This is a genomic window from Intestinimonas massiliensis (ex Afouda et al. 2020) (genome assembly GCF_001244995.1).
Classification (GTDB): domain Bacteria; phylum Bacillota; class Clostridia; order Oscillospirales; family Oscillospiraceae; genus Intestinimonas; species Intestinimonas massiliensis.
In genome coordinates, this window is record NZ_LN869529.1 from 1 (window position 1) to 15,006 (window position 15,006).

Annotated in this window: 17 protein-coding genes; 7 read left to right on the forward strand and 10 right to left on the reverse strand. The window is 64.0% G+C overall.

From position 1 onward, the window contains the following. From BN2154_RS04095 to BN2154_RS04110, 4 genes are all read right to left on the reverse strand, one after another. Positions 1-831, reverse strand: an 831-nt coding sequence (locus tag BN2154_RS04095; RefSeq protein ID WP_050617617.1) for a TPM domain-containing protein, incomplete at its 3' end; no start/stop codon positions are given. A 12-nt stretch (positions 832-843) separates the two neighbouring features. Next, the gene (locus BN2154_RS04100; protein ID WP_050617618.1) at positions 844-1,386 is read right to left on the reverse strand and encodes a hypothetical protein; all 543 of its coding nucleotides are present in this window, start codon (positions 1,384-1,386) and stop codon (positions 844-846) included. A 3-nt stretch (positions 1,387-1,389) separates the two neighbouring features. Continuing rightward, the gene (locus BN2154_RS04105; RefSeq protein ID WP_050617619.1) at positions 1,390-2,577 is read right to left on the reverse strand and encodes a toxic anion resistance protein; all 1,188 of its coding nucleotides are present in this window, start codon (positions 2,575-2,577) and stop codon (positions 1,390-1,392) included. 34 nt (positions 2,578-2,611) lie between these two features. Beyond that, on the reverse strand, positions 2,612-3,274 hold the full coding sequence (locus BN2154_RS04110) for a 5-bromo-4-chloroindolyl phosphate hydrolysis family protein (protein ID WP_050617620.1): 663 nt from the start codon (positions 3,272-3,274) through the stop codon (positions 2,612-2,614). Positions 3,275-3,418: 144 nt separating this feature from the next. Between BN2154_RS04110 and ilvA the strand changes: the two genes are divergently transcribed. From ilvA to BN2154_RS04130, 4 genes are all read left to right on the forward strand, one after another. Then, on the forward strand, positions 3,419-4,639 hold the full coding sequence (ilvA, locus tag BN2154_RS04115; protein ID WP_050617621.1) for a threonine ammonia-lyase: 1,221 nt from the start codon (positions 3,419-3,421) through the stop codon (positions 4,637-4,639). A gap of 319 nt (positions 4,640-4,958) precedes the next feature. After that, entirely contained in the window at positions 4,959-5,606 is a 648-nt protein-coding gene (gene rpe / locus BN2154_RS04120; protein WP_050617622.1) for a ribulose-phosphate 3-epimerase, read from the forward strand. Between the two features lie 30 nt (positions 5,607-5,636). Then, the gene (gene recR / locus BN2154_RS04125) at positions 5,637-6,239 is read left to right on the forward strand and encodes a recombination mediator RecR (protein WP_050617623.1); all 603 of its coding nucleotides are present in this window, start codon (positions 5,637-5,639) and stop codon (positions 6,237-6,239) included. Positions 6,240-6,466: 227 nt separating this feature from the next. Beyond that, the gene (locus tag BN2154_RS04130; protein ID WP_050617624.1) at positions 6,467-6,652 is read left to right on the forward strand and encodes a YlcI/YnfO family protein; all 186 of its coding nucleotides are present in this window, start codon (positions 6,467-6,469) and stop codon (positions 6,650-6,652) included. A gap of 17 nt (positions 6,653-6,669) precedes the next feature. Here the strand turns inward: BN2154_RS04130 and BN2154_RS04135 are convergent, their stop codons facing one another. From BN2154_RS04135 to ilvD, 6 genes are all read right to left on the reverse strand, one after another. Further along, complete coding sequence (locus tag BN2154_RS04135; RefSeq protein ID WP_050617625.1) at positions 6,670-7,677, reverse strand: asparaginase; 1,008 nt, start codon at positions 7,675-7,677, stop codon at positions 6,670-6,672. After that, positions 7,677-8,282 carry an NAD(P)H-dependent oxidoreductase gene (locus BN2154_RS04140; RefSeq protein WP_050617626.1) on the reverse strand — a complete coding sequence of 202 codons (606 nt, stop codon included), beginning with the start codon at positions 8,280-8,282 and terminating at the stop codon, positions 7,677-7,679. Before BN2154_RS04140 ends, BN2154_RS04135 begins: the two co-directional genes overlap by 1 nt. Continuing rightward, the gene (locus tag BN2154_RS04145) at positions 8,283-9,455 is read right to left on the reverse strand and encodes a DUF2812 domain-containing protein (protein ID WP_050617627.1); all 1,173 of its coding nucleotides are present in this window, start codon (positions 9,453-9,455) and stop codon (positions 8,283-8,285) included. Positions 9,456-9,471: 16 nt separating this feature from the next. Next, positions 9,472-10,761 carry a DUF2812 domain-containing protein gene (locus BN2154_RS04150; RefSeq protein WP_050617628.1) on the reverse strand — a complete coding sequence of 430 codons (1,290 nt, stop codon included), beginning with the start codon at positions 10,759-10,761 and terminating at the stop codon, positions 9,472-9,474. Beyond that, complete coding sequence (locus BN2154_RS04155; RefSeq protein ID WP_050617629.1) at positions 10,758-11,081, reverse strand: PadR family transcriptional regulator; 324 nt, start codon at positions 11,079-11,081, stop codon at positions 10,758-10,760. Before BN2154_RS04155 ends, BN2154_RS04150 begins: the two co-directional genes overlap by 4 nt. Positions 11,082-11,225: 144 nt before the next feature. Continuing rightward, complete coding sequence (gene ilvD, locus BN2154_RS04160) at positions 11,226-12,887, reverse strand: dihydroxy-acid dehydratase (protein ID WP_050617630.1); 1,662 nt, start codon at positions 12,885-12,887, stop codon at positions 11,226-11,228. Positions 12,888-12,996: 109 nt separating this feature from the next. Here ilvD and BN2154_RS04165 point away from each other — a divergent pair, with 109 nt between their 5' ends. From BN2154_RS04165 to BN2154_RS04175, 3 genes are all read left to right on the forward strand, one after another. Beyond that, the gene (locus BN2154_RS04165) at positions 12,997-13,671 is read left to right on the forward strand and encodes a FadR/GntR family transcriptional regulator (protein WP_094762540.1); all 675 of its coding nucleotides are present in this window, start codon (positions 12,997-12,999) and stop codon (positions 13,669-13,671) included. A 15-nt stretch (positions 13,672-13,686) separates the two neighbouring features. Continuing rightward, the gene (locus BN2154_RS04170; protein WP_050617632.1) at positions 13,687-14,754 is read left to right on the forward strand and encodes a DUF4304 domain-containing protein; all 1,068 of its coding nucleotides are present in this window, start codon (positions 13,687-13,689) and stop codon (positions 14,752-14,754) included. A gap of 105 nt (positions 14,755-14,859) precedes the next feature. Then, the gene (locus BN2154_RS04175) at positions 14,860-15,006 is read left to right on the forward strand and encodes a helix-turn-helix domain-containing protein (RefSeq protein WP_050617633.1); all 147 of its coding nucleotides are present in this window, start codon (positions 14,860-14,862) and stop codon (positions 15,004-15,006) included.

Below are 15,006 nucleotides of genomic sequence, written 5' to 3' on the forward strand. Positions count from 1 at the left end.
GCCGGGCCCGCCCGGCCCCCTGGGGGGACGGGGGGGAGGGGGCGGACGGTGGCGGTGGGGCCGGCCCCAGAAAAGGGGCCGGTAAACATAGGGGGGAGGGGGCATCCCGGGCAGCAGATAGCGCCGCCGGTAGCGGCTGTAGCGCATACTGTCCAGGATCATGGCGATAAACAGGATGACGACCAGCAGGAAGAAGACCGAGCCCAGCCCAAAGAATCCGCCGCCGCGGCTGTAGGCGGCGTCATAACCGGGGGCGGGGACGGAGCTTTGCCCGCCGTTGGGGGCTGCGGCCGTCCCGCCGGAGGTGGTGCCTCCGCTCAGATCGGCGGCGTAATAGGTTTCATACCAGGCGTGCACCTGATCGAACAGGGCGATGACGGCGGCGTCGTAGTTTCCCGCGTCGAAATCATCCCAGAAATAGTCGTTGAGCCATCCGTCCAGCTTGGAGGCGGTGAGGCTGTCCTCCAGCCCGCGGCCCACCATAGCCCAGCCCTTGCCCTCCCCGGGGGAGAGCAGGAGCAGGAAGCCGTTGTTGGCGTCGGCATCTCCGATGCCCCAGGAATGAAAGATCTCGGCGGCGTATTCATCAGAGTACATGCCGTCCAGAAAATCCACCGTCACCACCACTAGCTGGGCGCCAGTGGCCTCCCACAGGGCCTCGTTCTGCTGGACGATGTAGTTCTCAGTGTCGCTGGAGAGGACATCGGCATAGTCGGCCACATAAAACACGGAGGTGGGCTCCACCACCGCCAAGGCGGCGGGGGAGAGAAGCAAAAGACCGCACAGAAGGGCCGCCGCCAGACGGGGCAGGATGTTTCTATGGTTTTTCAAGGGCAGCTCCTTTCATCGGTAGGTAGGCAGGGGGGATACGAAGGCCACGTGCCGCAGCAGGTTGGCCGGGAAGGTCCCCAAAACGTGGTTGTTAAAGTCCAGAGCCTGGGCGTTGTAGGGGTCCTTGGCGATGCTCAGGGTCCGGGACTGGAGCTCGGCGGTGAAGCCGGAGACATATTTGGCGTCCTGCTCGGAGAGCGCCTCGTCCGCCAGAGTGTTCAGGACCAGCTCGGCCACCACGGCCAGATCGGCCTGGGCGAAGGGGTCGGTGACGTCGGCGGACAGGGCGTCCAGATTGGACTTCAGGTCGGTGAGGTTGGCGTTGTCGGCGGGGAGGTAGCGGCTGGCTACGGTGTAGAGGTTGGCGCAGGTGGCCCGGCGGGCCTCCAGGTCCCCTTTGACGGAATGTCCGTCGCCGTAGGCCCCGGTTTCAAAGACCTCCAGGGCGTCGCTGCGCAGACTGGTCAGGGAGCGGTGGGCGCCGAAGACGACGCTGAACAGGATGACCAGCACCGTCACCACCACGGCCCCCCGGCGGGACTTCAGAAAGGCCATGGCTTACCCCCTCAGCTCCAGGAGCTTCTGCTTGAGCTCACCCTCGATGCGGCCCAGCTCCAGCTCGGCCTCCCTGCGCTTCTGGGCGCCCTCCTGCTGGATCTTCATGACCTCGTCCAGGGTGGAGATGAGCTGCTGATTGGTGTGCTGCAGGGTCTGGATGTCCACCACGCTGCGCTCGGCCTCCTTAGCGGTCTCGATGGTGCCCATCTTCAGCATGTCGGCGTTCTTCTGCAGCAGCTCGTTGGTCATGTTGGTGACGGCGCTCTGGGCAGCGGTGGCCTGCCGAGAGTGCTCCAGACCCAGGGAGAGGACCATCTGGCTCTTCCACAGGGGGATGGTATTCACCAGAGAGGACTGGATCTTCTCCAGCATCAAAGCGTCGTTGTTCTGGATGAGCCGGGTCTGGGGGCCCATCTGGATGGAGATCATCCGGGTCAGCTCCAGGTCGTGGAGCTTCTTTTCAAACCGGGAGCACAGATTGGCCAGATCGTTATAGGCCTGGGCGTCCTCCTGGCTGCCGCTGGCGGCGGCCTTCCGGCGCAGCTCCTCCAGCTCCACCGAGCGGGTCTTTTCCAGCTTCTTCTTGCCGGCCAGGATATACATGGTCAGCTCTTTGTAGTACTTGGTGTTGAGCTCATACATCTGGTCCAGCATGGCCACGTCCTTCATCAGGGTGACCTGGTGATTCTCCAGCACCTCCACGATCTTGTTTACGTTGGTCTCGGCCTTGGCGTACTGGGCCTTCATGGCGTTGAGGTCGTTTTTCTTCTTCTGGAAGAAGCCGAAGACCCCCTTCTTCTCCTCCTGACCAAAGTTCTGCAGCTCACCCACCAGGCCGGCCAAAGCGTCGCCCACCTCGCCCAGATCCTTGGTCCGCACCGAATTGAGGGTGTTTTCCGAGAAGGAGGCGATGTTCTTCTGGGCGGCGGCGCCGTACTGAAGGACCATGTTGGAGTCAGTGATGTCGATCTTCTCGGAGAAGTCGTTGACCATCTTCCGCTCGGCGTCGGTGAGCTGGCTCTCGTCCAGCTTGACGGCGTGCTCGTCCCGAGCCTTCTGGGCGGCGGCAGCGTCCTCGGCGGTGAGGGTGGGCTCCAGGGTCAGGTTGGGGGCCTGGGGAGCCTGAGCAGCGGCGGCGGTGTCGGGGGTGAGGGTCAGCTCGGGGGTGAAGTCGGTATTGTCAGTCATGTCGGCGCATCCTTTCTCATATCGTCGTTTCGATTTATTGCTGCTCCGCGCGGAGCGATTCTCCCGCCAGCCCCTCCCGGGCCAGCATGTTTTCCATTACGGTGATGTCGGTGGAGATGTCCAGGGCCTCGTCGCCGAAAAGCGCGTCCAACTGCCGGTCGAAGGCGGTGGCGACGGTGTCCATCATAGTCTCAATTTTGCCCATGGTGCCGTCGATATTGGCGCCTGAGATTCCTGCAGCGTCCATGCGGTCATAGGCGTTGAGGAGCTTCAGCGTGGTGGGCAGGTAGTAGTTCAGAAACTTGCGGATCTGGGGCAGCTTCCGGGGGTGCTCCACCACGTGGGCAATGATTTTGGCGGTGACGGCCTCCATGTGGTCGATCTGGGCCGAGATCTTGGGGTCCTCGATGCTGTCGTTGAGCCGATGCATCTCGGACAGGGCCAGGTCCCGCTGCCGGATCAGTTCGTCCAGCTCGGGGCTGCCGGTCGTGGCGGGCTCGCGCTCCGGCTCGGGGTCCGGGACGGTGAAGGTTTTGTCCGGGCAGAGCTTTTGAACCACCAGATAAGCGGCGATGGACAGTCCGGCGGCCGCAAGGAAGTGGATGAGCTTATACAGGGGCAGGAACAGTCCGAAGACCAGCCAGACCAGCCCCACGGCATAGACCGGCCAGGGGGACTTTTTTACGATGTGCGCCATAACTGCCTCCTCAAATAAAATACAAAAATATTGTACCCTTCCTGTGGGGTGGTGTCAATCCCACACCATTGACACGGGAGGGAAAAATCATTATGATATAAGGAATATCGAAGCTTTGGCCAGAGAGTAAGGGAGACGTTGTCCATGATGCAGTTAGAAGATTTCAAGGCGGCCCGCAGTGTCCTGTCCGGCGTGATCCGGCCCACACCGCTGGTCCACTCCACCGCTTTTTCCAAGACGACAGAGAATCACGTATACATCAAGCCGGAGAACCTGCAGGTTACGGGAGCCTATAAGATCCGGGGAGCCTACTACAAGATCAGCACCCTCACCCAGGAGGAGAAGGACCGGGGGCTGGTCACCGCCTCCGCCGGAAACCACGCCCAGGGAGTGGCCTACGCCGCCCAGCACGCCGGGGTGAGCGCCACGGTGGTGATGCCCACCACCACTCCGCTGGTGAAGGTGAACAACACCAAGGACTACGGGGCCAACGTGGTGCTCCGGGGGGCCACCTTCGACGACGCCGCCGAGCTGGCCGCCCAGCTCTCCGAGACGGAGGGCTACACCTATGTCCACCCCTTCAACGACCCGGTGCTGGCCACCGGCCAGGGCACCATCGCCTATGAGATCTTCTCCGACCTGCCCGACGTAGACATCATCCTGGTGCCCGTCGGCGGCGGCGGACTGGCCGCCGGCGTGTCCACCCTGGCCAAGCTGCTCAACCCCAACGTAAAGGTCATCGGGGTGGAGCCCACCGGGGCTGCCTCCATAAGCGCCAGCCTGGAGGCGGGCCACATCGTCACGCTGCCCGGCGTGGACACCATCGCCGACGGCGTGGCGGTCAAGACGCCCGGGGACAAGATCTTCCCCTACATCCAGCAGAATCTGGACGGCATCCTCACCTTGGACGACGGGGAGTTGGTGGACGCCTTCCTGGATATGATGGAAAAGCACAAGATGATCGTGGAGAATGCCGGGCTGCTGACCATCGCCGCCCTGAAGCATTTGGGCTGCAAGGGGAAAAACGTGGTGCCCATCCTCTCGGGGGGCAACATGGACGTCATCACCGTGGCCTCGCTGGTGCAGCACGGCCTGGTCCGCCGGGGGAGGGTGTTCACCTTCTCGGTGCAGCTCCCCGACCGGCCCGGTGAGCTGGTCCGGGTGGCCGAGCTGGTGGCGGGCCTCAACGGTAACATCATCAAGCTGGAGCACAACCAATTCGTCAACATCAACCGGCAGGCGGGCGTGGAGCTCCGGGTTACTCTGGAGGCCTTCGGCATGAGCCACAAGGCCGAGATCATGGACGCCCTCCAAAATGCGGGCTATGACGCCAAAGAGGTCATGCCCGGCAACCTGTATGACTGACCGGGCCTGTCCCATTCCGGACCTGCTGCTGTCCCCCGGGCGAGCCCAGGGGACAGCTATCTGAAAAGCGGCGGGACCGTCCGAACGCCGGATACCGGCAGGATTCGGGAGAACCGGGTGTCCAAGGGGGAGACCGCAGGCCGACCGTGGCCATGCCGCGGCGCCGGAGAGGCGCGCCTCCTCTTTTGCCGCGGCCCCGCCGCTTGCTGTATCCTATGCCGCGGGGGAGCCGGGGGTGCCCGGCGGCGGACCGGCCGCGGACCCTTACCTGGTATCATACGGCAATTCCGTGAGGATGACCTTAAGGAGAGATGAAAAGATGCTTAAAATTGCTCCCTCCATTTTATCCGCGGATTTCTGCAACCTGGAGCGGGATATCCGGCGGGTGTCCTCCGCCGACTGGCTCCACGTGGACGTGATGGACGGCATGTTCGTGCCCAACATCACCATCGGCGTGCCGGTGGTGGAGTCCATCCGCAAGCACACCGACCTGTTCCTGGACGTCCACCTGATGGTGGAGAAGCCGGGCCGGTATGTGGAGGCCTTCGCCAGGGCGGGGGCTGACCTGCTCTCGGTCCACCTGGAGGCCGACATGCCTCCTTTTCTTAAGGAGGCCCTCCATGCGATGGACCAGTGCGTGGTAAAAAAGGCGGTGGCCCTGCGGCCCATCACCGCCGCCGAGGCGGTGCTGCCCTATCTGGAGCTGGGAGTGGATCTGGTGCTGGTGATGACGGTGGAGCCCGGCTTCGGCGGGCAGAAGTTTATGGCTGACCAGCTCCCCAAGATTGCGGCTGTTCGGCGTTACATCGAGCAGTATCGGCCCGGCTGCGACCTGGAGGTGGACGGCGGCATCAACGCCCAGACTGCACGGCAGGTCATCGACGCCGGCGCCAACGTGCTGGTGGCGGGCTCCGCCATATACGGCGCAGATGACCCTGCCGCCGCTATCGCCGCCCTGAGAGGGTAAAAATCCCACGACGTTTGGAGGAAATCCCTGATGCAGTATTTTCCGCCTGCCCTGGAGCGGCTCACCGAGCAGTTTGCCCGCCTGCCCGGCATTGGACACAAAAGCGCCCAGCGGCTGGCCTTTTTCGTGCTGTCCCAGCCGGAGGAGGATGCCCGGGCCTTCGCCGACGCCATCGTGGCGGCGAAACGGTCCATCTCCCTGTGTCCCGTGTGCCAGAACCTGACCGAGGGGGAGGGGCCCTGCGCCATCTGCCGGAACGAGAAACGGGACGGCGGGGTGGTGTGCGTGGTGGCCGATCCCAAGGACGTGGTGGCTCTGGAGCGGGCCCGGGAGTATGGCGGGCGCTACCATGTGCTCCACGGGGTCATCTCCCCCATGAACCATGTGGGGCCCGACGACCTGCACATCAAGGAACTGATGGAGCGGGTGTCCGGCGGAGAGGTGCGGGAGGTCATCATGGCCACCAACCCGGATACGGAGGGGGAGGCCACCGCCATGTATCTGTCCCGCCTGTTGAAGCCCTTTGGGGTGCGGGTGACCCGGCTGGCTTACGGCGTGCCGGTGGGGGGCCACCTGGAATACGCCGACGACGCCACCCTCATGCGGGCCCTGGAGGGCCGGAGAGAGATGTAAAAAGGGCGCTGCACCGGCTGCAGCGCCCTTTTTCTGTGCGCTAGAAAAGAAGCTCCTGCATGTCCAGCCCGGGAATTTCAATGGTGAGCGTTCCCTTGCGCAACCGTTCAGCCAGAACGATTCGGAGCCACTTCATAACATCACATCCGCAATACAAAATGTCTTGCTTATTTATACCATGGATTGCATTACGTTGTAAATGACAAAATGTAATACATGGTGATGAAATGAAAAAGTTTAAGCTGCCGGCGGTTCCACAGAGCACATCAAAATCCATCCGGTTTCCCAATGAGGTGATCGAGCAGGTAGAGCAGGCGATCCGCGGCACGGAGGTGACCTTCTCAGCCTTCGTCATCGAGGCCACGCGCGTAGCGCTGGAGAATTTGAGGGAAGAACGCGAAGGGGCGGATTGAATCCGCCCCTTCGCGTCTTATTCGGGCCTTTCAGCCAGCTCACCCGCCAGGCTGCGGGAGAAATATGCGCGGATGGCCTCCTGCTCCCCCGTCTGGCCCAGCACCCACATGAGCTTGGTGACGGCGGCCTCAGTGGTCATGTCGTAGCCCTGGATGACCCCCTGGGCCAGGGCCTTCTGTCCCGCCTGATAGAGGGTGAAGTCGCTGCTCTCGTACAGGCACTGCGAGCACACCACCACCGTCATCCCTGCCTGAGCAGCCTTGTGGAGCTTGGCGATCAGGTCCCGGCGGATGAAGTGGAGCCCGCCCGCCCCAAAGGCCTCAATGACCACGCCCCGGTAGTGCATCTGGAGGAGCATGTCGAAGATCTCGGGGTTGAGCCCCGGGGTCAGCTTGATGAGAAACACGTCCTTGCACAGGGAATCCCGCAGCGCGCAGGGCGCGGTGGGCTCCGGCGGCAGGGCGGCGGCGTCCAGGTGGAGCCCCTCCGCGTCCACCATCCCCACCGGGGGCCAGTTGACGCTCTCAAAGGCGTTGAAGTCCTTGGTCCGGGTCTTGACCGCCCGACAGCCCAGCAGCACCCGTCGGTCGAAGGCCAGAAAGACTCCCGCCTGGCCGGTGGCCGCCATGGCAAAGGCCAGCCGCAGGTTCTCCAGCGCGTCGGTGAGGGGGTGGTCGATGGGGAGCTGGGCCCCGGTGAGGACCACCGGGATGCGAATGTCCTGTAGCATGAAGGACAGCACCGAGGCGGTATAGGCCATCGTGTCCGTCCCGTGTGTGATTATGATGCCGTCATAGTCCGCTTTGGATTCAAACACATGCCGGGCGATGACCTGCCATTCCTCCGGCTGGATGTTGGAGGAGTCCAGATGGAGGATGTCCCGGACGGTGACGGTATAGCGGTCGGTGAGGAAGGGGAGGCGGCGGGCCAGGTCCTGGCCGTCCATGCCGGGGGCCAGCCCCTCCGCAGTGGGGGTGGAGGCGATGGTCCCCCCGGTGGTGAGGAGCAAGATCCGCTTTCGCATCAGAAGTCCTCCGCCAGCGCGGCCGCCCGCTCCAGGGCGGCGGTCAGAAGAGCCTCCTTGTCGTTGCGTACGTCGTCCAGTCCCTCGGCGCACAGGAGCCGGAAGTCCGGGATGCCGTACATGGCGCACAGAGCCTGGATGTGCCGGGCCCCCGACTCCATCCACGCCGTCTCCGGCAGGGAGAAGTTCCCGCCCCGGGTGGTGACATACAGCAGCTTATCCGCCCTGCACAGCCCCACCATGGCGCCCCGGTCGTCATAGCCGAAGGTAATGTCGGTGACCGAGATGCGCTCCAAATAAATCTTCAGAACGGCGGGGTAGCTCAGGTCCCAGAAGGGGGCGGCTACCACGATCTTGTCCGCCGCGGCGAACTGGCGGGCCGCGTCAAACATGGGCTGGTCCAGCCGCCCGGCGTTCCAAAGCGCGTCACGCTCCGCCAGGACCTCGGGATACTGGGGCTGTAATCGCTCCCGGCATAAATTGCGTTCGGTAATCATATCCCCCGGGTGTTTGGCGGCATAGACCTCCAAAAAGCGTCGGGCTAGCTGTTGTGTACGGGACTTTTCCCCCCGCACACAGGCGTTGACAAAAAGAACACAAGCCATTCAGGTTCCCTCCAGCTTCAGTCTTATCCATAGCATATCCAGAATCTCCGGGGAAGTCAAGTCCAGCCCGGTGCAGCCCACCAAGGCGGTCACCCGGCCCTGCCGCAGCAGCAGATAGGCGCCGTCCCCGGCAGTCCAGCACTGGTCAAACCCCAGCTCCGGGGCCTCGGTCCACTGGAGGCTGCCCCAGAGGAAGGCTCCCCGGGCGGTCTCCTTCACGCGGACCTCCGCCGTCCAGCGGGCCAGCCAGGAAAAGACACAGTCATAGCGCTCCATGGTCAGGATGTGGGCGCTGCCCGCCGGGCCGTCTACGATTTCGCTGTAGTCCAGGTAGTCCGCCAGCACGGAGCGGCGGCCGTCCAGATAGCGGCTGTCGGACCCGATGCTGTCCAGCCCCAGGTCCTCTCCCATCACCACCGGATAGGTCCGGCAGGCCTCCACCGTGGCGGTGTACTCCGGATAGAAGCTGGTCCAGGCCAGATCCACGGTCTGATTCAGGCCCAGACTCTCGGCAATGCAGAGCCCCCCGGCGCAGATCAGCAGGACGCTGACCGCCAGCGCCAGTCCGCCCCGAAGCGCGGCGCCCCGTCCGGGGACCGCCAGGCCGCCGGTTTTGCGGCAGGCCCGAAAGTAGGCCAGGGTGGCCGCCCCGCGCCACAGGAGCTGGAGGACCATCAGCACCAGCATCAGCCCATACAGCAGCGACCCGTTGGAGGCCACGCCCGGGGCCAGGGCGGAGCCGCTGCTGGGCAGGGCGGCGGCGAGGAGAACCAGCCACAGCACGGCCGCCAGCAGCACGCCCCCCGAGACCAGCAGGTTTTTCAGCACGTATTGTTTCCAGAACCGCTCCCATTCCATCCCCGGATCGCTCTGGATGGGGGCGGGATGGGTCCCCGGCCGGGAGCGGAACAGCAGCATTCCCCGCAGGGACTGCACCTTTTCCCAACCCGCGTCGGCGCAGAGCTGGAGGTAGTCCGGGTCGGTCTCGTCCAGCGTCCGGCGGAGGTCCAGGTCCACAAAGTGGCTGCGGCCCTCGCAAGGCTCGAACCGGGCCAGAACGTTCAGATGTACCTTTTTTAGCACCCAGCCCGCCGCCGCCCGGCGGTCCAGACAGGCTTGGGCCGCCTTGTAGTCCATGGCCTCATAGGGGAAAAAGCCCCAGGCGCCGCCCATGGTCAGCCCTCCTTATCTATGTCGTTTCATCGGTCCAGCCCTCCAGCCAGGCCAGCGCGGCGGGGAGAGGGTCGGACGTAAAGTCATCGGTGAATTCCAAGGTGAGCCAGGTGTTTCCGCGTCGGCATAGATATGTGTGCCAGCGGTCGGAGTGGGAGCTCACCCGCCAGACGGCCTCGCAGCCCTCCACCGGGACGCCCTCTGCCCGCTCTGACGTCCTGTCCCGGTCGGCCAGAAAGGGAGAGACCCAGGTGTGAACGGTAAAATAGACGGAAGTGTAATAGCGGGTGGAGCCCCTGGTTCGAATGAGAAACGACTCACTCCACTCGGCCCGGCTGCCCAGAAAGGTGTCCGAGCGAGTCGGCTGATCTCCATGCATTACCTCAGGCTCTCCGCCCTCCAGCACGGGAGGGGGCGGAATACGGCCGGGAAAGGCGTCCCGCAGAGGGCCGTGGGCCCAGCCGCAGAGGATCAAAAACAGCGCCAGGCCGCACCAGAGAAGCGATCGCTGGAGGATGCGTTTGTCATCCGGATGCCGGACCATCAGGCAGATACCGCCCAGCAGCATACCGGCAAAGGCGTAGATATTGGTATCGTTGAGGAGGACGTCCGCCGTCAGGAGGGGGAGGAGGAGCGTGCTGTAGACGGCGGACACCAGAGACAGCCGCCCCCGCCGCCGGGCGGCCGTGGCCTCGGGGACCGGGAGCGCCTCGCCGGCCCCTGCCGCCTGTTTCCAGCAGCGAAAGTGTCTCCCCGACCAGATCAGTTGGAGGAGAAGCAGGGACAGCGGAAGCGGAGAGGTCAGCAGAATGGCGGAGGCCAGATTGCTCTGGGTGAGTATCAGGGGAAGCCGTGCGGGAATGGAAGGCAGCCGCTTCCAGGACACGACGGCCAGCAGGAGGATGAGAAGCAGCGGGATCAGGAGGGGGAGATCGGCCAGGAGCATCCGCCGCAGCACCTTCTTCCGGTAGCGCTGGTACTCCAGGGCCGGATCGGTCTGAATGGGGAGGGGGTCCGTTCCGGGCCGGGAGGCATAGATGTTCAGATACCCCACGGTCTCCACCAGCTCCCAGCCCGCCTCGGTGCAGAGCTGGAGGTAATCGTGCTCCTCCGGCTTCGTGGCGTCGGTCCAGTCCAGAAAGTAGCGCAGATCGGTGCGGTCCGTCCGCCGGAACCGGGCCAGAACGCCGGAATGGACCCGCTCCAGCGCCCAGCCCTCCGCCGCCATGCGGTCCAGCTCGGCCTGGGCGGCCTTATAGTCGATTGCAAGATAGGAAAACAGTCTCCAGCAGGTGGACTCCTTCACGGCATTCTTCCTCCTTTCAGCACGCACTCTCCGTCCGCCACCTGGCGGCGGAGCCGGTCGAATTCCTCCTCCAGCACCTTGCGGCCGTCCGCCGTGAGCCGGTAATACTTCCGGTTGTCCTCCAGGCGGGTGCGGATGATGAGACCGTCCCGCTCAAAGCGGTCCAGCAGAGCGTACAGGGTCCCCGCCCCGATGGCCACCCGCCCGCCTGTGAGCTGGGAGGCATATTGCATGACGCCGTAGCCGTGGCGCTCCTCCACCAGGGAGAGCAGGACATAGTACATCGGCTCGGTCAGGGTGTCCAGCTTTTTCCGGGCCACGGCGCGCACCTCCCCCAATTATATCGAATATCGGTATAGTTATCATATATCAATATTCGATATATGTCAATCAAAAACTCCGCTGGGACGAGCCAAAAGGCTCGTCCCAGCGGAGGCATTTCAGATCCGGTCGAGAAAAGACGACTATTCCAGCACCGCGCCCCGGGCGGCGGAGGTGACCAGCTTGGCGTACCGGGCCAGGTATCCGGTCTTGACTTTGGGCTCCGGACAGACCCACTTGGCCTTGCGGGCGGCCAGCGTGGTCTCGTCCACCAGCAGTTCGATCTTGCAGTTGGGGATGTCGATGGCGATGGCGTCGCCCTCCTCCACGTAGGCGATGGGTCCGCCCAGGGCGGCCTCGGGAGAGATGTGGCCGATGGAGGCTCCCCGGGTGGCCCCGGAGAAGCGGCCGTCGGTGATGAGGGCCACCTCCTTGTCCAGCCCCATGCCGGCGATGGCCGAGGTGGGATTGAGCATCTCCCGCATGCCGGGCCCGCCCTTGGGGCCCTCATAGCGGATGACCACCACATCGCCGGAGACGATTTTCCCGGCGTAGATGGCGGCGATGGCCTCGTCCTCGGAGTCGAACACCCGGGCCGGGCCGGTATGGACCATCATCTCCGCGGCCACGGCGGACTGCTTGACCACACAGCCCTCGGGGGCCAGGGAGCCCTTGAGCACGGCGATGCCGCCATAGGGGGAGTAGGGGTTCTCGATGGGGCGGATGATGTCATGGTCCAGATTTTCCACGCCCTCCAGATTTTCCGCCACCGTCCGGCCGGTGGCGGTGATACCGGAGGTATCCAGCAGTCCCTTCTTGGTCAGCTCCTTCATAACGGCGTATACGCCGCCCGCCCGGTCCAGGTCCTCCATGAAGGTGTCGCCGGCGGGGGCCAGGTGACACAGGTTGGGGGTGCGGCGGGAGATGTCGTTGGCGAACGCCAGGCTCAGCTCGATGCCGCACTCGTGGGCGATGGCCGGTAGGTGGAGCATGGAGTTGGTGGAGCAGCCCAGGGCCATATCCAGGGTCTCGACGTTGTGGAAGGCGGCCTCGGTCATGATGTCCCGGGGGCGGATGTTCCGCTCCACCAGCTCCATGATCTGCATGCCGGTGTGCTTGGCCAGCCGCAGCCGGGCGGAGTAGACGGCGGGGATGGTGCCGTTGCCCCGCAGGGCCATGCCGATGCCCTCGGTAAGGCAGTTCATGGAGTTGGCGGTATACATGCCGGAGCAGGAGCCGCAGGTGGGACAGGCGTTGTTCTCATAGTCCTCCACCCCCGCCTCGTCCAGCTTGCCGGCCTTGTAGGCGCCCACCGCCTCAAACATGTGGCTCAGGCAGGAGCGGCGGCCGTCCTGGAGCCGGCCGGCCAGCATGGGCCCGCCGGAACAGAAGATGGCGGGGATGTTCAGCCGGGCGGCGGCCATAAGCAGGCCGGGTACGTTTTTGTCGCAGTTGGGGATCATCACCAGGCCGTCAAACTGGTGGGCCAGGGCCATGGCCTCGGTGGAGTCAGCGATGAGATCCCGGGTGACCAGGGAATACTTCATGCCGATGTGGCCCATAGCGATGCCGTCGCACACGGCGATGGCGGGGAACTCCACCGGCGTGCCTCCGGCACACCGGATGCCGGCCTTGACCGCCTCGGCGATTTTGTCCAGATTCATGTGGCCGGGGACGATCTCATTGTAGGAGCAGACCACGCCGATGAGGGGGCGCTCCAGCTCCTCCTTGGTGTAGCCCAGGGCGTAAAAGAGGGAGCGGTTGGGGGCGCGCTCCACGCCCCGGGTCACGTTGTCGCTGCGCATGGGATGACCTCCTTCTGTATGTGAAACAAGTTGTAAGACTATGCTTGCATTGTCTGACTATATAGTATAGGATAGGGGGGAAGATGTCAAGACCGACGAGGTGATGGATATGGAAAAAAAGAGCCTTTCTCAGCGAACGGCGGAGCGGCTGTATACCCAGATCGCGGTGGAGCGGCGTATGGCGCCGGGGGAAAAGCTGCCGAACGAGGTGGAGCTCTCCCGGCGTCTGGGGGTGAGCCGGGCGACCCTGCGGGAGGCCCTCCGGGCCCTGACCACCCAGGGGGTGCTGGAGGTGCGCCGGGGCAAGGGGACCTTCGTGTCGGAACAGGCGGGGGCGACGGACCCGTTCGGCTTTGACCGACTGGACCGGGTGAAGGGGCAGCTTCGGGACCTGTTTGAGCTGCGGGGCATCGTGGAGCCCCAGGCTGCCCGGCTGGCCTGCCGCCGGGCCACGGAGACCGAGCTGGAGGAGATCCTGGCCCGTGGGGCGGAGGTGGAGGACTGTATCCGGGCGGGGCGGGACCGGACCGCGGCCGACCGGGAGTTCCACACAGCCATTGTGCGGGCCACCCATAACGAGTACATGCTGCGGCTGCTGCCGCTGATCCACCAGGCGGTGGCCACGGCGGTGGAGGCGGGGGAGCAGCAGGAACGGCTGGCAGCGGATACCCTGCGGGACCATGCCCTGCTGCTGGAATTTTTCCGGCGCCGGGATGGAGCCGGGGCGGAGCACGCCATGGCCATCCACATGCGCCACGCCATGGACGGGATGGGGCTGGAGTGAATGGAGGAAGGAAAGATGGAGAGGGCTCTGCGGCTGGAGGTAGCCAGTCAGAAGTCGCTGCACGGCGTCTATGACGGTTTGGCGGAAAAGAGTATGCGCCGCTTTTCCATGGTCGCCTGCTATCATTTCAAGCGGATTGCGCCGGGGGCAAGGATATGGGCCTGGAAGGAGCCCGAGCCCCAGGGGTATCTGGTCACCTATTATGATGTGGGGAACCACCCTGTCTGGATGACCCTCTGGAGCACGGAGTTGCCATCCGGCAATGGAGAGAGGCTGTGGTGGGAGACGGAGCGGTTTGCACGGGATTTCAACCGGGATACGGTGCTTGTCAGCGAGGACGAACAGGGTGTCGTCTGCTATCGCTTCTACTCGCCGGACCGTGGGGCACGGGCCTGGGTGCGGGTGGCGCCCGATGGGAGCAGCATGACGGGGGAGCAAACGGAGCAGTTTTTCCAGGGACTGGTGAAGCGCTGGCGGCGCGGAGCCCTGGAACTGGAGGCGGTGCACTTTGAGGAACGTACCCAGGCCTGCGCCTGGCTGGATGATGCTTTTGGATTTCAGCCCAGGGAGATGCCGGAGCGCCGCTCTGTCCTGGAAGCGGCAGCACGGAATGCCCTGAAGAGCCCTTTCCATGTCATACCGTTGGTGCGGGACAAGGCTTATCTGGACTATGACCCAAAGGCGGAGTATGTGAAGGTGCTGCAGGCGGCCCAGGGACTGCTGGCGCCGTCGGGATTTCATAAATCGAAGGGCAATTTCTACCGGCTGTGGGAGGGGGGTGCCTATATGGAGTGCATCCAGTTCCAGAGGAACTGGACGCGGCTGGATCCGACCCAGGAAACAATTTTTACGGTAAACATCGGCTGGGGTGCGGCTGCGCACAGTGGGAGGGAACGCTGGGCAGCAAGGGATCTCACGAGAGGCGCTGCTCCCTGCTCGCGGCGGATTGGCCATCTGACCAGAGGCTATGACCACTGGTATGAGCTGTATCCCGGCGTCGATACGGTGGAGGTGGCGGAAACGGTCATGTCCGATCTGAAAAAGGCGGTGGCTTATCTGGACCAGTGTCGGACATCCGGATAGGGTCATATTTTGAGCGCAGACACTTGCGCCCCAATGACTCTACCGCTGGTCGGTTGACGGAGGCCGCCCTTGCGGGGTAGGATGGGGAACAAGGGAGGGACCCATATGCATGAGATCGACAAGGACCGGTTCGGAGCGTTCGTGGCCCAACTGCGCCGGGAAAAGGGAATGACCCAGAGGGAGCTGGCCGACCGGCTCTATGTGTCGGACAAGGCGGTGAGCAAGTGGGAGTGGGGAGTTTCCCATAATTAA

Bases quoted from the DNA above. Each gene is read 5' to 3' on its own strand.
- BN2154_RS04100 (WP_050617618.1), bottom strand. From the start codon at position 1,386: ATGGCCTTTCTGAAGTCCCGCCGGGGGGCCGTGGTGGTGACGGTGCTG.
- BN2154_RS04105 (WP_050617619.1), bottom strand. From the start codon at position 2,577: ATGACTGACAATACCGACTTCACCCCCGAGCTGACCCTCACCCCCGAC.
- BN2154_RS04110 (WP_050617620.1), bottom strand. From the start codon at position 3,274: ATGGCGCACATCGTAAAAAAGTCCCCCTGGCCGGTCTATGCCGTGGGG.
- ilvA (WP_050617621.1), top strand. From the start codon at position 3,419: ATGATGCAGTTAGAAGATTTCAAGGCGGCCCGCAGTGTCCTGTCCGGC.
- rpe (WP_050617622.1), top strand. From the start codon at position 4,959: ATGCTTAAAATTGCTCCCTCCATTTTATCCGCGGATTTCTGCAACCTG.
- recR (WP_050617623.1), top strand. From the start codon at position 5,637: ATGCAGTATTTTCCGCCTGCCCTGGAGCGGCTCACCGAGCAGTTTGCC.
- BN2154_RS04130 (WP_050617624.1), top strand. From the start codon at position 6,467: ATGAAAAAGTTTAAGCTGCCGGCGGTTCCACAGAGCACATCAAAATCC.
- BN2154_RS04135 (WP_050617625.1), bottom strand. From the start codon at position 7,677: ATGCGAAAGCGGATCTTGCTCCTCACCACCGGGGGGACCATCGCCTCC.
- BN2154_RS04140 (WP_050617626.1), bottom strand. From the start codon at position 8,282: ATGGCTTGTGTTCTTTTTGTCAACGCCTGTGTGCGGGGGGAAAAGTCC.
- BN2154_RS04145 (WP_050617627.1), bottom strand. From the start codon at position 9,455: ATGGGCGGCGCCTGGGGCTTTTTCCCCTATGAGGCCATGGACTACAAG.
- ilvD (WP_050617630.1), bottom strand. From the start codon at position 12,887: ATGCGCAGCGACAACGTGACCCGGGGCGTGGAGCGCGCCCCCAACCGC.
- BN2154_RS04165 (WP_094762540.1), top strand. From the start codon at position 12,997: ATGGAAAAAAAGAGCCTTTCTCAGCGAACGGCGGAGCGGCTGTATACC.
- BN2154_RS04170 (WP_050617632.1), top strand. From the start codon at position 13,687: ATGGAGAGGGCTCTGCGGCTGGAGGTAGCCAGTCAGAAGTCGCTGCAC.
- BN2154_RS04175 (WP_050617633.1), top strand. From the start codon at position 14,860: ATGCATGAGATCGACAAGGACCGGTTCGGAGCGTTCGTGGCCCAACTG.